This window comes from Lederbergia wuyishanensis (assembly GCF_022900255.1).
Classification (GTDB): Bacteria; Bacillota; Bacilli; order Bacillales; family Bacillaceae_C; genus Lederbergia; species Lederbergia wuyishanensis.
This window is the reverse complement of record NZ_JALIRM010000020.1, coordinates 1-17,284: the sequence shown is the minus strand read 5'-3', so window position 1 is coordinate 17,284 and position 17,284 is coordinate 1. Positions and strand designations below refer to the sequence as shown.

The window sequence follows — 17,284 nt, the reverse complement described above, 5'->3', positions numbered from 1 at the left end:
TTTTTTAACATTTTTCATTTTAAGAATCTGCTGCATTCTAATTGTATGCTATAAGGACAGTTGCTGTGTTTGTACTGAATCGATAAACATAAAAAAAGGACACGATTTGGTATTTACCAATCATGTCCTCTTATTAGATGTAACATTTCGCTGTCCAGCTGCAGCGCCTATCGACTAGCAAACTTCCTGCCCTCTTCCCTACGATAAGTCAACATCGACTCGTTCCTCGTAGTGTTTCCTTTATCTCAGTCTGAGGTCCTGAAGTTTGTACGTCGATGAGCAAGGCGCCTCCGCTTTTCTATATGGAGCCTAGCGGGATCGAACCGCTGACCTCCTGCGTGCAAGGCAGGCGCTCTCCCAGCTGAGCTAAGGCCCCGTTATGATCTGTGGGGTGATGGGCCTGAGTGGACTCGAACCACCGACCTCACGCTTATCAGGCGTGTGCTCTAACCAGCTGAGCTACAGGCCCACATTCAAAAGACTTTTATATCCTAACATGGTTATTAAAAGGTGTCAATCATTGGTATATGAAAAAATAAAATCCACCCTTAATGGAGTGGAAGTTATAATATCCATAATTGAATCATTGCTAATGCTGCTACGCCAGGTATGCCTAAAAACCCAGAAATGGCAGAAGTGGCAAAGTTTATCGGAACAAAAATTCCGAATTGATTTCCGATTGCATTCAAGAAAAATAAAAATAATGCCCCAATCACAAGTTTCATACATGCTTGGCCAATCCATTTCAATGCTTTACCCGGTAAACCAGCAATTAACAAGAAAACGATCAACACACAAAGTGCAGATATGATTATAATTGACTCCAAATACCGTCCCTCCCGGATCAATCCTTTTAATGTATTGTATGAAAGGATTGTCCGAAAAGAACTTATTGTTTGAACGTCTTATTTATTGATAGAGATTTTTCTTACTTTCGCTTCATGAAATAGAAAAAAGTATTTTGCCTTTGCAAGTTGCGTAATTGCTTGTAAATCATCACTTTTCTCGAAACTCAGTTTATTAAGCTGAGATTGAATCATCCAATCATTTTTTGTAGATTCCATCAAATCAATTAATTTTTTATCATATTCCTTACGGAGCTTTTTCTTTTTCTTAATCAAAGTAAGATTCCTCCGCCTCTAGATTTCTCTTCGGCCTTCAAGTGCCTTTGAAAGAGTAACTTCATCGGCATACTCTAGGTCTCCCCCAACAGGAAGTCCGTGGGCTATTCTTGTTACTTTGATGCCTGATGGCTTTAAAAGGCGCGAAATATACATAGCTGTTGCTTCCCCTTCAATATTCGGATTCGTAGCTAAAATAACTTCTTGAACGGTTTCATCTTGAAGCCTTTTTAGCAGATCCGGAATGTTAATATCTTCGGGGCCGATTCCTTCCATTGGAGAAATAGAGCCATGCAAAACATGATAAAGACCATTGTATTCCTTCATCTTCTCCATCGCAATAACATCTTTGGGCTCCTGAACAGTACAAATGACGCTATGATCACGGCGAGGATCCTTACAAATATAACATGGATCTTGGTCCGTAATATGGCCACAGACGGAACAATAGCCTAGATCCCGTTTTGCATTGACAAGAGCCTTGGCAAAGTCCAAAACAGTCTCTTCCTTCATATTAAGAACAAAAAACGCCAGGCGGGCTGCTGTTTTCGGCCCAATTCCCGGCAGTTTCATAAAGCTGTCGATCAGCTTTGATATCGGTTCTGGGTAATGCATCTAAAAACCTCCTAAAACCCTGGAAGGTTAATTCCTTTAGTAAATTGTCCCATCGTTTGATTAGTTAAATCTTCGGCCTTCTTTAATGCATCATTTGTTGCAGCAAGGACAAGGTCTTGTAGCATTTCAATATCTTCTGGATCTACTACTTCTTCCTTTATATTTACTTCTACTACTTCTTTATGACCAGATACGATAACTGTAACCATTCCGCCACCAGCTGTACCTTCAATGCGCTCTTCCCCTAACTTTTCCTGAGCCTCAGCCATTTTCTTTTGCATTTTTTGCATTTGCTTCATCATACCTTGCATATTTCCCATTCCACGCATCATTCTAAACTACCTCCAAATAATCAATTAATTTTTAATTTCAATAAGATCAGCACCTACAAGTTTCATCGCTTCAGATATAAGTGGATCTTCATGTTCTTCATTGTTTTTCTTATCATCCTGATTATGGTTTTGTAAAAATTCTTCACGAATCTCCACCCATTGGTCTTCTGGAACTCCAACAAATTGGAGTCTTTTCCCCATAATCTCTTCGAGGATGGCTGATGTAATGTCTATAAATGTTTGATTTTCCATCGCCATTTTACAGTGAATTTCATATTTAAATTTTAATATGAATCCTTTCGGTGATGCGGCTGCTGGCTCTGCATCATTTAATAATGCTGACTGGGATCGCATTTGTCTGCTATTTAGCGCCTCCAGCAATTCACCCCAATGACTCTTGATAGAATTCAAATCTTCTCTCGTCGCATCTGTTAAGATTTCTCTTACCATCCTCGTATTTACTCGGAATTCTTTTGACGCGCGAGCAGTTTTCTTAGGGGACTGAGCTGGCGATGCTTCCTCTATAGGCTGGCGATTTGCTCGTAGTGAAGTAATTTCTTTTTCAAGTAACTCTATTTTAGCATGCAATTCTTGAATTCCAGCCACTTCTACTTTCTTTTTTGATTCTGTTTGGCATAGCTTGACTAAACAGACCTCCAAATATATACGTGCATGATTGGAAAACTTCATTTCTTGCTGAGTACTATTCAGTATATCTATATAATCGTATATTTGCTCTGGTTGAATTTCATTCGCAAGCTTTATAAAATCATCATCAAGCATTGCACGTTCCATAGATTCCTCAAGATTAGGAGCCGTTTTGTAAAGTAAGCAATCGCGAAAATATAAAATTAAATCTTCAGCAAATCTAGCAGGATCTTTTCCTTCAAGCATTAATTCTTCAAGTGTGGCCAAAGCTTCCGGAATATTTTTTTCATATACCGCTCTGCCTATTTTATTCAAATAATTGTGAGAAACTGAACCTGTTACCGTTAAAGCATCTTCCACCGTGACATGATCTGTACTAAAAGAAACGGCTTGATCGAGAAGACTTAATGCATCCCTCATACCGCCACCTGCAGCTCTTGCAATAATCTGCAATGCTTTCTCTTCATATTGAAGGCCCGATTCTGATGCTATATGAGACATTCTTCCAACGATATCTTGAGCCGTAATCCGCTTAAAATCAAAGCGCTGGCATCGAGAAATTATCGTTAACGGTATCTTATGTGGCTCTGTTGTTGCTAAAATAAAAATTACGTGTTTTGGCGGTTCCTCTAATGTTTTCAATAAGGCATTAAACGCACCGATGGAAAGCATATGAACCTCATCAATGATATAGACCTTATATGGCACAGCATTTGGGGCATATTTTACTTTATCACGGATATCCCTAATTTCTTCGACTCCGTTGTTGGAAGCAGCATCAATTTCAAAGACATCTGGAATCGACCCATCCATTATTCCTCGACAAGATGAACATTCATTACACGGTTCAGCGATTGGCATTCTTTCACAATTGACTGCTTTAGCTAAAATTTTGGCAGCACTCGTTTTACCTGTACCACGTGGACCAGAAAACAAATAAGCATGGGTAGTTTTCTGTTGGAGGAGAGCATTTTGCAGGGTTTTCGTCACATGTTCTTGACCAATCACATCTGCAAATGACTGTGGTCTCCATACTCTATATAGTGCTTGGTACACGATACTCCCCTCCTCTTTTATGCCGTTCTGTTCTCGTCCTTTTATTATACCTTATTTAGGGCAGTATTTTCAAAATGAATATCCCAATGTATTGAAAAGAATCTTTTTTTATTATTAATACTACTTTCATCAGTAAATTTGTATTTCCACCAATTTTCGATATTATTTCCCGGGGAATGACAATGTTTTTAAAAATATATGAGCATTAAAATGTTCTATTTTTATCACTTATATCCTTCTATTGTTTATGTAGTCCACAATGACTTGGATTGCTGGTATCAGGATTATTATTATAATGGGGAAATAGAGAAATTTACTCTCAATAAACAGATAGTAAACAAGTAAAATAACAGAGAATGTAAAACCGTATTAATAAACGAGGCTTAAAACGCAAAAAAAATGACCCTGTTTAATTCAAAACAGTGATCATCTTCTTGTTTATAATATAAGTGCTTTTCAAATAAATTAAACTGCCGCGCACCTTCCTCTGACTGTGCACCATAAGCGTTACTCAAGCAGTTAGCTCAATCCAGGCTACCCTACGGCACATGAGATGTTCCACTTAATGCTGCTTCCTTCCGGACCTGACATGGTTCATGGATTCCCATTGCGCAGGACCCAGATGTCAACACCACTTACTTAAGGCAGACCCTACAGTACAACAGCCTCGGGAAGGAATTCAACCCCGCTGGAGCGGATTGCGGGTTACAGGGCTCCGCTACTCCCCCGTCTAGCACGGCAAAATTGATACCATATTCAATTGCGCATTTTCTTAGCGCATGATTTATTATACTATTTTCTCTATATAAAATCAATGTTTCAGCAGGATTACTGATTGTTTTGTTTTTCCATTTTCTTTTTTTCCCTTAACTCGCGAAAAAATTGACTCAACAACATCCCGCACTCTTCCTTCAATACTCCCTCCACCACTTCACTCTGATGATTAAATCGGTTATCTTGAAGTAAGTTCATTAAGGTTCCCGCACATCCAGCCTTTGGATCTGCTGCACCGTATACTACTTTCTTTATTCTAGATAAAATGATAGCGCCACTGCACATCGGACACGGTTCGAGAGTCACGAATAATTCGGCATTTTCCAATCTCCATGTTCCAAGTTTCTTACACGCCTCCTCAATGGCTAAAATCTCAGCATGAGCTGTAGCATTTTGCTCTGTTTCTCGCAGATTATGAGCGGATGCTATTATTTTTCCATCTAATACAATAACAGCACCAATTGGCACTTCAGCGCAAGCTCTTGCCTTTTCAGCTTCCTTAATTGCCGCTCGCATGAACTTTTCATCCATCGGTTCCATCTAAATTTCTCCCTATTTTTCAATATCTTTTATTTTACAAAACTTCTTTCTGTAAATCATGTCTATTCCTAATTTCCCCCTCATAAAATGGTTACAACCATTTCTTTGGTTATAAGGAGGTATACCATGCAAATTCATGTTGTTGAACCTAATCAGACATTGACATCTATTGCTTCAAGATATAGTGTTCCAGTAAATACTATCTCAGAAGCAAACGAACTCCCTAATCCTGACAAACTTGTAGTTGGCCAGACATTAGTCATTCCAATAGTAGGAAGCTTTTACTGGGTGAAAAGTGGGGACAGCCTTTGGTCGATTGGTCGAAAATTTGGAATTCCCTACCAAGAATTGGCTCGTATTAATGGAATTCAAGTTAATCAACCGATTCATGTTGGCTTACGTCTATATATTCCTGAACGACCAAAATCAAATCGAGAATTTAATGCATATGTTGAACCATTTGGGAAAACAGTCTCTCAAAATTTAGAATCTAGTGCAAGGCAAGCTGCTCCGTATTTGACGTATTTATCTCCTTTTGGATATTTAGCTAAAAGAGATGGATCATTAACCGCTCCTCCACTGAATAATTTCCCGGCCATTGCTCGTGCAAATCGGAACACTTTAGTTATGGTTGTCGCCAATCAAGAAAGCGGACAATTTAGTTCGGAATTAGGCCATATTTTACTGACAAACCAACAAGTCCAAAATACATTTTTAAATAATATTATAAAAGAAGCAAAGGGAGTTGGTTTCGGTGATGTCCACTTTGACTTGGAACGTCTCTTACCTACGGATAGGGAGGCTTATAATCGCTTTTTACGTACTGCTCGTGACCGATTGCATAGTGAAGGATTAATGATATCGACCGCACTTGCTCCCAAAACAAGCGCCACCCAAAAAGGGGAATGGTATGAAGCACATGACTATAAAGCACATGGGGAAATCGTAGATTATGTTGTTATCATGACGTATGAATGGGGTTATAGTGGCGGACCTGCGATGGCAGTCTCTCCTATAGGTCCTGTTCGTAATGTTTTGGAATATGCAATCACTGAAATACCTTCGAACAAAATACTAATGGGGCAAAATTTATATGGATATGATTGGACACTTCCTTTTGTACAGGGAACAACAGCCAAAGCAGTCAGTCCACAACGTGCTATTGAAATAGCAGCTGCAAACAATGTCTCTATCCAATACGACCAAAAAGCACAAGCGCCATTTTTTACTTATACCGCACAGGATGGAAAAAAGCACGAAGTTTGGTTTGAAGACGCAAGATCAATTCAAGCAAAATTTGACCTTGTTAAAGAGTTAAAACTTCGTGGGGTAAGTTATTGGAAGCTTGGTCTATCCTTCCCGCAAAACTGGCTATTAATTACTGATAATTTTAACATAGTCAAAAAATAATAATGACGGAGAATCGCCACTATCGTTTCTCCTAATTCCTCCCAATGATATCATATATATAAAACACGGGGAGGTTTTTTAATGGAGCAAATACCTTTTATCGCTGTAGAGGGCCCTATTGGTGTGGGAAAAACTTCTTTGGCAAATGCGATATCAACGCAATATGGATATTACTTTTTACAAGAGATTGTGGAAGAAAATCCATTCCTTCATAAATTTTATGAAAATATTCATGAGTGGGCGTTCCAAACAGAAATGTTTTTTCTTTGCAATCGCTATAAACAGCTTGGTGACATAGAAAGCGATTATATAAGTGCGGGGCGTCCAGTTGTTGCTGATTACCACATTTTAAAAAACATCATTTTTGCTAAAAGAACGTTAAATCCCCATCAATATCAAAAATACGAACAAATTTATCATATTCTTACCCATGATCTTACTAAACCTAAATTAATTATTTATTTAACTGCTAATATTAATATATTAATGGATAGAATAAAAAAACGAGGTAGAGATTTTGAACTTCATATTAATCCGAGTTATCTTAAGCAAATAGCATGTGACTATGAAAAATTTATGGAGGATCTCCCAATACCAGTGCTGCGTTTAGATGTAACTGAATTAGATTTTGTGGGAAACTCCAATCATTTTAAAAAAATTTTTTCATTGATACAGGAAAAAAGGAGCCTTATATAATGGATATATCTCCATACAACATTCGTAAAAATTCCATTATTACAATAGCTGGCACAGTCGGCGTCGGAAAAACGACTATGACAAAACGACTTGCTGAAACTTTACGATTTCAAGCTTCTTTTGAACAAGTAGATGTGAACCCTTATCTTCATTTGTTTTATGAGGATTTTAAGAGTTGGAGTTTTCATCTACAAATTTATTTTTTAACTGAACGATTTAAGGAGCAAAAACGGATTTATGATGCAGGTGGAGGATTTATTCAAGACCGCTCCATTTATGAGGATGCCGATATTTTTGCTAGAATGCATTACGAAAATGGCACGATGACAGAAATTGATTACCAGACATATATAAATTTATTTGAAGCGATGGTGCTCACCCCTTATTTCCCTAAACCAGATTTACTCATTTATCTGGACGGACCGCTCGACTATATTATAGATCGTATTCACAAGCGTGGACGATCAATGGAAATGAAAACACCAGACCAATATTGGATTGAATTACATAGTCGTTATGAAAAGTGGATTCATCAATTCAACTTATGTCCTGTGCTTAATTTGAATATTAAAGAATACAACCTTAATGATCAAACTTCTTTAGAATATATCGTGAAAAAAATAGAAAAATGCATAAAAAAAACCGATGCCAATTAGCATCGATTTTCTATCTCCAATAATATGCTCTGTTAATGTTATGGCGGAGGAAGAGGGATTCGAACCCCCGCGCGGTTTAACCCGCCTGTCGGTTTTCAAGACCGATCCCTTCAGCCGGACTTGGGTATTCCTCCATAGCAACAAAAATTATTTTAACAGGGCCACGTTTTAAAGTCAACCAAAAATATAAAAACCCTGTGATTTTTTTCACAGGGCTTCTATATTAATCGATTACTTCCTTATTTCTCATATATGGGCGTAGCACTTCTGGAATAATGACTGTACCATCAGCTTGCTGGAAGTTTTCCAATATAGCCGCTACTGTTCTTCCAATCGCCAAACCTGAACCATTTAATGTATGAACATGCTGTGGCTTTGCATTTGGCTCAGGACGGTATCGAATATTTGCTCGTCTTGCCTGGAAAGCTTCAAAATTTGAACAAGAAGAAATTTCACGGTACGTTTGTTGGCTTGGAATCCATACTTCAATGTCATATTTTTTTGCTGCTGTAAATCCAAGATCAGCCGTACACATGCTCAATACTCTATACGGTAAATTAAGAAGCTGCAGCACTTTTTCCGCATGCCCTGTCAATTTCTCGAGTTCTGCATAAGAATCTTCTGGTTTTACAAACTTCACTAATTCCACTTTATTAAATTGATGCTGACGGATAAGGCCTCGTGTATCTCTACCAGCAGATCCGGCTTCAGAACGGAAGCATGCACTAAATGCAGCATAGTTTAAAGGCAATTGATCAACATTTAAGATTTCATCCCGATGATAATTTGTAACAGGTACTTCCGCTGTTGGAATCAAGAAATAATCTTCGCTCTCTATAAGGAATGCATCTTCTTCAAATTTTGGAAGCTGCCCAGTTCCTGTCAAGCTTGTGCGATTCACGAGATATGGCGGCATAATTTCCTCATATCCATGTTCTTCAATATGAAGATCGAGCATAAAGCTTGCTAGCGCCCGCTCTAAACGTGCCCCCAATCCCTTATAAAATACAAAGCGGCTGCCAGTCACTTTCGCTGCTCTTTCAAAATCTAAAATCTCAAGATCTCCAGCTATTTCCCAGTGTGGCTTTGGTTCAAATTCAAACTCACGAACCTCTCCCCATTTGCGAACCTCCACGTTATCATCTTCCGTCTCGCCAACGGGTACACTTTCATGAGGAATATTTGGAATAGATAGCATTAAATGATCTAACTCTTCTTCCACTTCGCGAATCATAGTATCCAGTTCTTTTATTTCGTCACCTACTGCACGCATTTCGGCAATCAAATCATCAGCATTTTGCTTTTCCTTTTTCATTTTAGCAATTTGTTGAGATACTTCATTGCGTTTGCTTTTTAATTGTTCTACTTTCACAATAGCTTCTCTACGCTTATAATCCAAAGTTTCAAATTTATCTAAATCAGATAAATCTTCTCCACGATGTTGCAATTTAGCTTTAATTTCATCTAAATTATTACGTAACAATTTAATATCAAGCATATAATTTTCCTCCTTAAAATTCTTCTCAAAACAAAAAACTCCCATCCCCCTAAAGGGACGAGAGTTTACCCGCGTTGCCACCCAAATTGAAAGCTTTCGCCTTCCACTTATTAGATAACGGCTCTGCACCGAAAATGCTTACTGACTAAAGTGTTCGGCATTTTGCTCGAGGATGGATTCACAGTATGCGCCACCGATTCTCACCAACCATCGGCTCTCTTAAGACGACAATACTTATTACTATTTCCTCTCATCGCACTACTCATGATAAATTTCTTCATACTATACTACATCGAAACATCGATTGCAACTATTTTATTAGTATTCTCTTTAGCCTCTTTACACATACCGATGAAGTACTCAGTCAATCGTATATCATCCGTTAATTCAGGGTGGAATGAGCAACCGAGGAACTGTCCTTCTTTTGCTGCTACAATTCTTCCGTTATATTTCGCAAGAATTTCAACATTTTCACCTGCTTCAACAATGTGCGGCGCTCTAATAAAAACAGCGGTCATGGAGTCAGCTACTCCAGCTACTGTAAGATTAGCTTCAAAACTATCTACTTGGCGGCCAAAAGAGTTCCGTTCAACTGTGATATCCATGAGACCTAGATGGACATCGTTAGCTTCACCGATTCGCTTTGCAAGTAGGATTAACCCGGCACATGTACCAAACATCGGCTTTCCGTTTGCCGCAAATTCTTGTAATGGCTCCATAAAATGATATTTATCGAGTAATCTTCGCATTGTTGTACTTTCGCCACCAGGAAGAATTAACCCGTCAAGTTCAGCTAATTGATCAACTGTTTTTACGACAACAGCTTTTGCTCCACACTGTTCTACGGCGTTTACATGTTCACGAACCGCTCCCTGCAATCCAAGTATGCCGATTGTGATCATTTTACCACCCGCGCTCTTGCATACGGTTTTCTTTTGTAAGTGTAGAGATTTCAATCCCCTTCATTGCTGTTCCAAGACCTTTTGAAAGCTCTGCAATTAATTCATAATCTTGGTAATGTGTTGTAGCTTCTACAATGGCACGAGCGAATTTAGCAGGGTTTTCTGATTTAAAAATTCCAGACCCTACGAATACACCGTCAGCCCCAAGCTGCATCATTAAAGCAGCATCCGCTGGAGTTGCTACGCCGCCAGCTGCAAAATTCACTACTGGCAAACGGCCAAGACGCTTAATTTCAAGTAACAGTTCATACGGAGCGCCAAGTAATTTTGCTTCCGTCATCAACTCATCTTCATTCATGTTTACCACTTTACGCACTTGAGCATTTACTTTACGGATATGGCGAACCGCTTCAACGATATTTCCTGTTCCTGGTTCTCCTTTTGTTCTAAGCATTGAAGCTCCTTCTCCGATACGGCGAGCAGCTTCACCCAAGTCGCGGCATCCGCATACGAATGGAACAGTATAATCTTTTTTATTTAAATGGAATTCTTCATCTGCAGGGGTTAGAACTTCACTCTCATCGATGTAGTCAACACCCATCGCTTCTAAAACACGAGCTTCTACAATATGACCAATACGAGCCTTTGCCATAACTGGAATAGAAACAGCCTTCATTACTTCTTCAACGATAGTTGGATCAGCCATTCTAGCTACTCCACCTGCTGCTCTTATATCAGAAGGAACACGCTCAAGCGCCATGACTGCTACCGCTCCAGCTTCCTCTGCTAATTTTGCTTGTTCTGCATTGACTACGTCCATGATTACGCCGCCTTTTTGCATTTCTGCCATGCCGCGTTTTACACGATCTGTTCCAGTTCTCATTTCCAGTCTCCCCTTTAAGTTTGTATATTCGTTCAATTTTGTATAAATGTATGCCACTGGTAGGTTGTCGCATCTTTAACCAAATTCACTAAGGATATAACTTCATTTAGCGATGTTTGAATCTACTAAAACAAGTTAATCTATCGGAATTATATGATTCCAATTTAACTATAAAAACACTTTTGTGTCAATATAGGTAAGCAGCCAACTTAAACCCACTATAGGTTTGAAGTTAGCTGCTTTATTACTAGGTTAGAACCAACCCTTCACCGTTTTTGTTACACTCGTCCACATATCAGAGAAAAATCCACCAATTCCTCTCATCATTAACACAAACCAATTCGCTTTTTCTACCTTTTCTTGAGTTACTACATTAATTTTTGGTGCAAAATCTTTTGATAAATATCCAAAATCATTTTCACCAGTATATACAGGATCAAGTGTACCTACTACTTCATTTTTCTTGATCGGTGCTGTTAGTTGCCCTTCTTTATTAAGTTTCTTTTTATCAACCTTAAAGACTGGTTTATATAGTTTTTCATCGCCGTTTTTTATAACTACTTTTACAGGCTTATCTGAATAAATGTTAACAGACTTTTCTTTCCCTTTTGTAACAGGCAATGATTTACTTTTCTTGATTGTATAGTTCTTTGGATAAAGTTCCTTCATCGAGAAATTAGTAAAAGCATATTCCATCATTTTTTTCGATTCATCAAAACGAGATTTATAATCACCTTGTCCTTGTGCATTTTTTGCATTCATGACAACCGTGATTACCCTAAAGTCATTTCGCTTCGCTGTACCAGTAAAGCAATATCCTGCAAAATCAGTCGTACCAGTTTTTAGTCCATCGACTCCTTCATACCCATAAACCAAACCTGGAAGCATCCAGTTCCAGTTTTTCATCTCACCAGGCATTGTACGGAATTCTTTCTTTGTAATACTTGTAGTTTCCAATACTTCTGGATAATCTCTTAATAAATATGCAGCTAATTGAGCAGTAGATCTTGCAGACATTACGTTTTCGTCCTCTGGTCCCGTTCCCTCAGGGTGCATACCTTTTAAATCACGGTTATTTAAACCAGTAGAATTAACAAATTTATAATTTTTCAAGCCAAGATCTTTTGCTTTGTTATTCATCATTTGAACAAATTTTGATTCAGAACCAGCAATGGCTTCTGCGATAGAGATTGTTGCGCCGTTTGCGGAATAAATTGCCATTGCTTCATAAAGCTCTCGAATCGTAAATTTTTTCCCTTTTTCAAGCGGAACATTTGATAGATTTGTATCAACTGATACTTTATTTACATAATCACTAACCGTTTGTTCTTGATCCCATTTGATTTTTCCATCATGAATTGCCTCAAACATTATATATTCAGTCATCATTTTCGTCATAGACGCAATGCCTAGGGCTGTATCTTCATTTTTCGCGTATAAAATTTTTCCAGTACTTGCTTCTATGAGAATAGCAGCATCAGCATTTATATTTAAAGTATCTTGCGCAAAAGCACGATTTGGTAATTGTATCGAACTAATTAGTATTAATAAGCCTAAGAATATAGCAACAATTTTTTTGTACGATCTTTTTTTCACAAGTTAGCCCTCCAACCTTATATGTACACCTTTGTCATTTTATCATAGATGATGATGTTTTTGTAGACGACAAAGGTATTTCATCTCTAACAAAAAAATGGCAGAAACCCATGAGCATTGAAGCACAGGGTTCTACCATTGAAATATAAAATTATCAAATTTTTTTTTACAAAATTAAGATATTGAATAGTTTGGAGCTTCTTTTGTGATTTGGACATCATGAGGATGGCTTTCACGTAAACCTGCACCCGTCATTTTAATAAATTGGGAGTTTTCACGAAGTTCCTGTAAACTAGCTGCCCCACAATAACCCATTCCAGAACGTAGACCACCTGTTAATTGGTAAAGTGTGTCTGCTAGAGGTCCTTTATATGGCAGACGACCTTCAATTCCTTCAGGAACAAACTTTTTTGCATCTTCTTGGAAATAACGATCTTTTGAGCCTTTTTCCATTGCTGCTTCTGAACCCATACCACGATATACTTTAAAACGACGTCCTTGGAAAATTTCTGTTTCACCAGGGCTTTCGGAAGTTCCTGCAAGCATACTTCCAAGCATTACAGCATGTCCACCTGCAGCCAATGCCTTCACGATATCTCCAGAGTACTTAATACCGCCGTCAGCAATTATTGCTTTTCCACGTTTTCTCGCTTCTCCAGCACAATCATACACAGCTGTAATTTGCGGAACACCAACACCTGCTACAACGCGTGTTGTACAAATAGATCCTGGTCCTATACCGACTTTGACAATATCCGCACCAGCATCAAATAGTTCCGCTGTTGCTTCTGCCGTCGCAACATTTCCTGCGATAATATTCAAATTTGGATACTTGCTTCTGATTTCTTTTACAGTTGATATTACACCCGCTGAATGTCCGTGAGCCGTATCAACTACAATCACATCAGCATGTGACTTAACAAGCATATCCACTCGCTTCATCGTATCCTTAGTAACTCCAACAGCTGCACCTACTAATAATCTTCCCTGTTCATCTTTAGCCGAGTTCGGGAATTCAATCACTTTTTCAATGTCTTTTATCGTAATTAATCCTTGTAAAACACCTTTTTCGTCAACAAGGGGTAACTTTTCAATGCGATGTTGCTGTAAAATACTTTCTGCTTCAGCGAGTGATGTACCAACAGGAGCAGTTACAAGATTTTCCTTTGTCATTACATCTGAAATTAATAGGGAATAATCTTGGATAAAACGCATGTCGCGATTCGTAATGATCCCTACTAAAATTCGTTCTTCTTCGTTATTCACAATAGGGACACCAGAAATTCGATATTTTCCCATTAAATGCTCAGCATCGTACACTTTGTGTTCAGGAGTTAAAAAGAATGGGTCCGTAATAACGCCACTTTCAGATCGTTTTACCTTATCCACTTGTTCAGCCTGCTGTTCAATGCTCATATTTTTGTGAATGATCCCTATGCCACCTTGACGCGCCATTGAAATTGCCATTTCAGATTCTGTAACAGTATCCATACCTGCACTAATGATAGGGATATTTAATTTTAAAGTACTTGTCATTTCTACTCTCAAACTTACGTCTTTAGGTAAAACTTCCGATTTAGCTGGGATTAACAACACATCATCAAATGTTAAACCTTCTTTAGCGAACTTTGATTCCCACATTTTTATATCCTCCTGCCCAAAATATTATTAGTAGGTTATCAATTGGATAAAATACTGTCAAGAAGATGACTTGATGTTCCATTTTTCAAACAATTTGGAGGTTTTAAGCTTGTACTTTGCGGATGACATTTGGAAACGCTTCACTTTTTTCCAATCAGCTGAAATGACTCAAAACTACTTAAAAAAGTGTTATACGGGATTGCAAATTGATGATATTGAATCGAAAAGCTACGATAACTGTTATGCCTTTATGTATTATCTTGAGCAAGGAGAAGTTTTTTATAAGCAAGCATCTACTTCACCACTATCGATCAAACCTATATTGCTATATTATGGCCTTATTCATTTAATAAAAGCATGCCTTCTTACAGTTGATCCATATTATCCAAATTCCACTACCGTTCTAGCGCATGGAGTATCAACCAGAAAAAGAAAAAGGCGCCATTATAAATTTTTACATGATGAAATAAAGGTACAAAAAAATGGATTATGTACTTTTTTTTCGGAACAACTGTTCCACGTGAAACAGCTAGAAGGAGAAAAGTTTAATATGGGAGATCTCCTATCTTTAATTGTTGAGTTAGATGAAGTTATGCTACATAGTTTTGGTAAACCTAACATGATATCACTTGAACAAATTGAAGATTGTAAATGGAACATACCTAAAAAAATCCATGAATTATATTTCATGGATGAAAAAAGATTAAAGGAATTTTTGAATGTGAAATACTTGGGAGAAATACAATGGGAAGAGTATAAGATTGAGTTGCCTGCTTTTAAAAATCAAAAAATTATTTCCCCACCCTTTCGCTATCACATATATAATCAAAACATTTATCTGCCTGCACAGTTATATCCTAATATGCTACTTCCAGATATGATTGTTCATTATTTATTACTATATAATCTAAGCATGATATCCAGATACGAAACTGAATGGTGGGTAGATTTAATAAAAACTACCCCCAATTCCGATTTTCCCTTAATTAAATCGTTTCTAGAAGTAACTGAAAAAAAAGGTCCGTTTCTTGTTGAGGAATACCTAGGAAGGAAACTATAAATGCAACAGATTAATAATAGTGGGGATTATTGATACTAAAGAATAGCAATTGATGACCTTCGGAATCATATGTTTACTACTAAGGGCTTCAATATGCGAACTGTTTACCTTTTATATTGATATCCTCACGACTTAGGGCTCCAATACGTTTTAGTTACCATCAGCAACAAATATTACACTTCTTGGGTCATCAATCTCTGGATTGGTGGCCTAAGATATAAAATCGCTTATCTTATTGCTGCAAACCATTTTATTTAGAATTAATAGGATTCGATGCTATATTCAAATTTCAATCAATTTTATTAGCAATCAAGGTAGTATTAGGTAAAGAAATTAATCAACATTCATTTTTGGTCTCGAATCCGATATTGATTTGATAATGATATCTGCAATATTATATTTCTTTCGCATTTAGCCTATTCGTGTCTTTTCCTTGATTCTTTGATCTGCTTGGTTCTCCTAATCCTCGCCTACATTGATTTCGTTTCTCTACTTCCATGCCCTCGGCATTTTTTAGGAAAACAAAAAAAACACCCATTAATGGTTGTCCTTGGTTGCCTGGCAACGTCCTGCTCTTGCAAGGGGGGCCCCTTACTACCATCAGCGCGGGAGCTTAACTTCCGTGTTCGGGCTGCGGATTAGGATGACCGGCGAATCTCTTCGTTATCCGCGTTCGTTCGATTCTCATGGGCATAGCCCATTCCGAGTCTCTCTCCCTTGATTCCTCGATCTTCTTGGTCCTCCTGATCCTCGCCTACATGGTTTCCGTTTCTTTTCTTCTGTACCTTCAGTACTATTTAGATACAAAAAAGACATCCACTAATGGGATGTCTTTGGTTGCCTGGCAACGTCCTGCTCTTGCAAGGGGAGGCCCCTTACTACCATCGGCGCGAGAGCTTAACTTCCGTGTTCGGGCTGCGGATTAGGATGATCAGCGAATCTCTTCGTCATCCTCGTTCGTTCGATTCTCATGGGCATAGCCCATTCCGAGTCTCTCTCCCTTGATTCCTTGATCTTCTTGGTCCTCCTGATCCTCGCCTACATGGTTTCTGTTTCTTTTCTTCTGTACCTTCGGTACTATTTAGATACAAAAAAGACATCCACTAAAGGGATGTCTTTGGTTGCCTGGCAACGTCCTGCTCTTGCAAGGGGAAGCCCCTTACTACCATCGGCGCGAGAGCTTAACTTCCGTGTTCGGGCTGCGGATTAGGATGATCAGCGAATCTCTTCGTCATCCGCGTTCGTTCGATTCTCATGGGCATAGCCCATTCCGAGTCTCCTCCCTTGATTCCTTGATCTTCTTGGTCCTCCTGATCCTCGCCTACATGGTTTCTGTTTCTTTTCTTCTGTACCTTCGGTACTATTTAGATACAAAAAAGACATCCACTAAAGGGATGTCTTTGGTTGCCTGGCAACGTCCTGCTCTTGCAAGGGGAAGCCCCTTACTACCATCGGCGCGAGAGCTAACTTCCGTGTTCGGGCTTCGGATCAGGATGACCGGCGAATCTCTTCGTCATCCGCGCTCGTTCGATTCTCATGGGCATAGCCCATTCCGAGTCTCTCTCCCTTGATTCCTTGATCTTCTTGGTCCTCCTGATCCTCGCCTACATGGTTTCTGTTTCTTTTCTTCTGTACCTTCGGTACTATTTAGATACAAAAAAGACATCCGCTAAAGGGATGTCTTTGGTTGCCTGGCAACGTCCTGCTCTTGCAAGGGGAAGCCCCTTACTACCATCGGCGCTGAAGAGCTTAACTTCCGTGTTCGGGATGGGAACGGGTGTGACCTCTTCGCCATCGTCACCAGACATATGTATTTGTGAAGGATTCATTCCTTCAAAACCAGATAATAAGAGAAA

General features: G+C 38.6%; 15 protein-coding genes, 3 tRNA genes, 1 rRNA gene, 1 other RNA gene and 1 other annotated feature. Of the genes, 4 read left to right on the top strand and 16 right to left on the bottom strand.

Annotation, left to right across the window (positions count from 1 at the left end; all coding sequences use genetic code 11):
- Positions 1-303 precede the first annotated feature (303 nt).
- From MT489_RS21310 to tadA, 9 genes are all read right to left on the bottom strand, one after another.
- Positions 304-376, bottom strand: a tRNA-Ala gene (locus MT489_RS21310).
- A 19-nt stretch (positions 377-395) separates the two neighbouring features.
- Positions 396-469, bottom strand: a tRNA-Ile gene (locus MT489_RS21305).
- 94 nt (positions 470-563) lie between these two features.
- Complete coding sequence (locus MT489_RS21300; protein ID WP_244683573.1) at positions 564-827, bottom strand: pro-sigmaK processing inhibitor BofA family protein; 264 nt, start codon at positions 825-827, stop codon at positions 564-566.
- Positions 828-905: 78 nt separating this feature from the next.
- Entirely contained in the window at positions 906-1,121 is a 216-nt protein-coding gene (locus tag MT489_RS21295; RefSeq protein ID WP_244683572.1) for a YaaL family protein, read from the bottom strand.
- 18 nt (positions 1,122-1,139) lie between these two features.
- Positions 1,140-1,736, bottom strand: a complete 597-nt coding sequence (gene recR / locus MT489_RS21290; protein WP_244683571.1) for a recombination mediator RecR — start codon at positions 1,734-1,736, stop codon at positions 1,140-1,142.
- Positions 1,737-1,747: 11 nt separating this feature from the next.
- Positions 1,748-2,065, bottom strand: a complete 318-nt coding sequence (locus tag MT489_RS21285; RefSeq protein ID WP_244683622.1) for a YbaB/EbfC family nucleoid-associated protein — start codon at positions 2,063-2,065, stop codon at positions 1,748-1,750.
- Positions 2,066-2,092: 27 nt separating this feature from the next.
- Positions 2,093-3,775, bottom strand: a complete 1,683-nt coding sequence (gene dnaX, locus MT489_RS21280) for a DNA polymerase III subunit gamma/tau (RefSeq protein WP_244683621.1) — start codon at positions 3,773-3,775, stop codon at positions 2,093-2,095.
- A gap of 470 nt (positions 3,776-4,245) precedes the next feature.
- Positions 4,246-4,511, bottom strand: an RNA gene (gene ffs / locus MT489_RS21275) — signal recognition particle sRNA large type.
- An 89-nt stretch (positions 4,512-4,600) separates the two neighbouring features.
- Positions 4,601-5,086, bottom strand: coding sequence for a tRNA adenosine(34) deaminase TadA (gene tadA / locus MT489_RS21270; RefSeq protein WP_244683570.1), 486 nt, complete (start codon positions 5,084-5,086; stop codon positions 4,601-4,603).
- Between the two features lie 126 nt (positions 5,087-5,212).
- Here tadA and MT489_RS21265 point away from each other — a divergent pair, with 126 nt between their 5' ends.
- From MT489_RS21265 to MT489_RS21255, 3 genes are all read left to right on the top strand, one after another.
- The gene (locus MT489_RS21265) at positions 5,213-6,496 is read left to right on the top strand and encodes a glycoside hydrolase family 18 protein (protein WP_244683569.1); all 1,284 of its coding nucleotides are present in this window, start codon (positions 5,213-5,215) and stop codon (positions 6,494-6,496) included.
- Between the two features lie 81 nt (positions 6,497-6,577).
- A complete protein-coding gene (locus MT489_RS21260) occupies positions 6,578-7,192 on the top strand; it encodes a deoxynucleoside kinase (RefSeq protein ID WP_244683568.1) in 615 nt (204 codons plus the stop codon).
- Positions 7,192-7,848, top strand: a complete 657-nt coding sequence (locus MT489_RS21255) for a deoxynucleoside kinase (protein ID WP_280518737.1) — start codon at positions 7,192-7,194, stop codon at positions 7,846-7,848. Before MT489_RS21260 ends, MT489_RS21255 begins: the two co-directional genes overlap by 1 nt.
- Before the next feature lie 41 nt (positions 7,849-7,889).
- Here MT489_RS21255 and MT489_RS21250 read toward each other — a convergent pair.
- The 6 genes from MT489_RS21250 to guaB all read right to left on the bottom strand — a co-directional run bounded on the left by MT489_RS21250 (position 7,890) and on the right by guaB (position 14,368).
- Positions 7,890-7,982, bottom strand: a tRNA-Ser gene (locus MT489_RS21250).
- 89 nt (positions 7,983-8,071) lie between these two features.
- Positions 8,072-9,346, bottom strand: coding sequence for a serine--tRNA ligase (gene serS / locus MT489_RS21245; RefSeq protein ID WP_244683567.1), 1,275 nt, complete (start codon positions 9,344-9,346; stop codon positions 8,072-8,074).
- Between the two features lie 50 nt (positions 9,347-9,396).
- Positions 9,397-9,609: a binding site (T-box leader), on the bottom strand.
- A gap of 24 nt (positions 9,610-9,633) precedes the next feature.
- Positions 9,634-10,248 carry a pyridoxal 5'-phosphate synthase glutaminase subunit PdxT gene (gene pdxT / locus MT489_RS21240; RefSeq protein ID WP_244683566.1) on the bottom strand — a complete coding sequence of 205 codons (615 nt, stop codon included), beginning with the start codon at positions 10,246-10,248 and terminating at the stop codon, positions 9,634-9,636.
- Between the two features lies 1 nt (position 10,249).
- The gene (gene pdxS / locus MT489_RS21235; protein ID WP_244683565.1) at positions 10,250-11,131 is read right to left on the bottom strand and encodes a pyridoxal 5'-phosphate synthase lyase subunit PdxS; all 882 of its coding nucleotides are present in this window, start codon (positions 11,129-11,131) and stop codon (positions 10,250-10,252) included.
- Positions 11,132-11,383: 252 nt separating this feature from the next.
- A complete protein-coding gene (locus tag MT489_RS21230) occupies positions 11,384-12,676 on the bottom strand; it encodes a serine hydrolase (RefSeq protein ID WP_342345946.1) in 1,293 nt (430 codons plus the stop codon).
- Between the two features lie 225 nt (positions 12,677-12,901).
- Entirely contained in the window at positions 12,902-14,368 is a 1,467-nt protein-coding gene (guaB, locus tag MT489_RS21225; RefSeq protein ID WP_244683563.1) for an IMP dehydrogenase, read from the bottom strand.
- A 109-nt stretch (positions 14,369-14,477) separates the two neighbouring features.
- Here guaB and MT489_RS21220 point away from each other — a divergent pair, with 109 nt between their 5' ends.
- On the top strand, positions 14,478-15,428 hold the full coding sequence (locus tag MT489_RS21220) for a YaaC family protein (RefSeq protein ID WP_244683562.1): 951 nt from the start codon (positions 14,478-14,480) through the stop codon (positions 15,426-15,428).
- A gap of 1,689 nt (positions 15,429-17,117) precedes the next feature.
- Here the strand turns inward: MT489_RS21220 and rrf are convergent.
- Positions 17,118-17,233 (bottom strand): 5S ribosomal RNA (rrf, locus tag MT489_RS21215).
- Positions 17,234-17,284 lie beyond the last annotated feature (51 nt).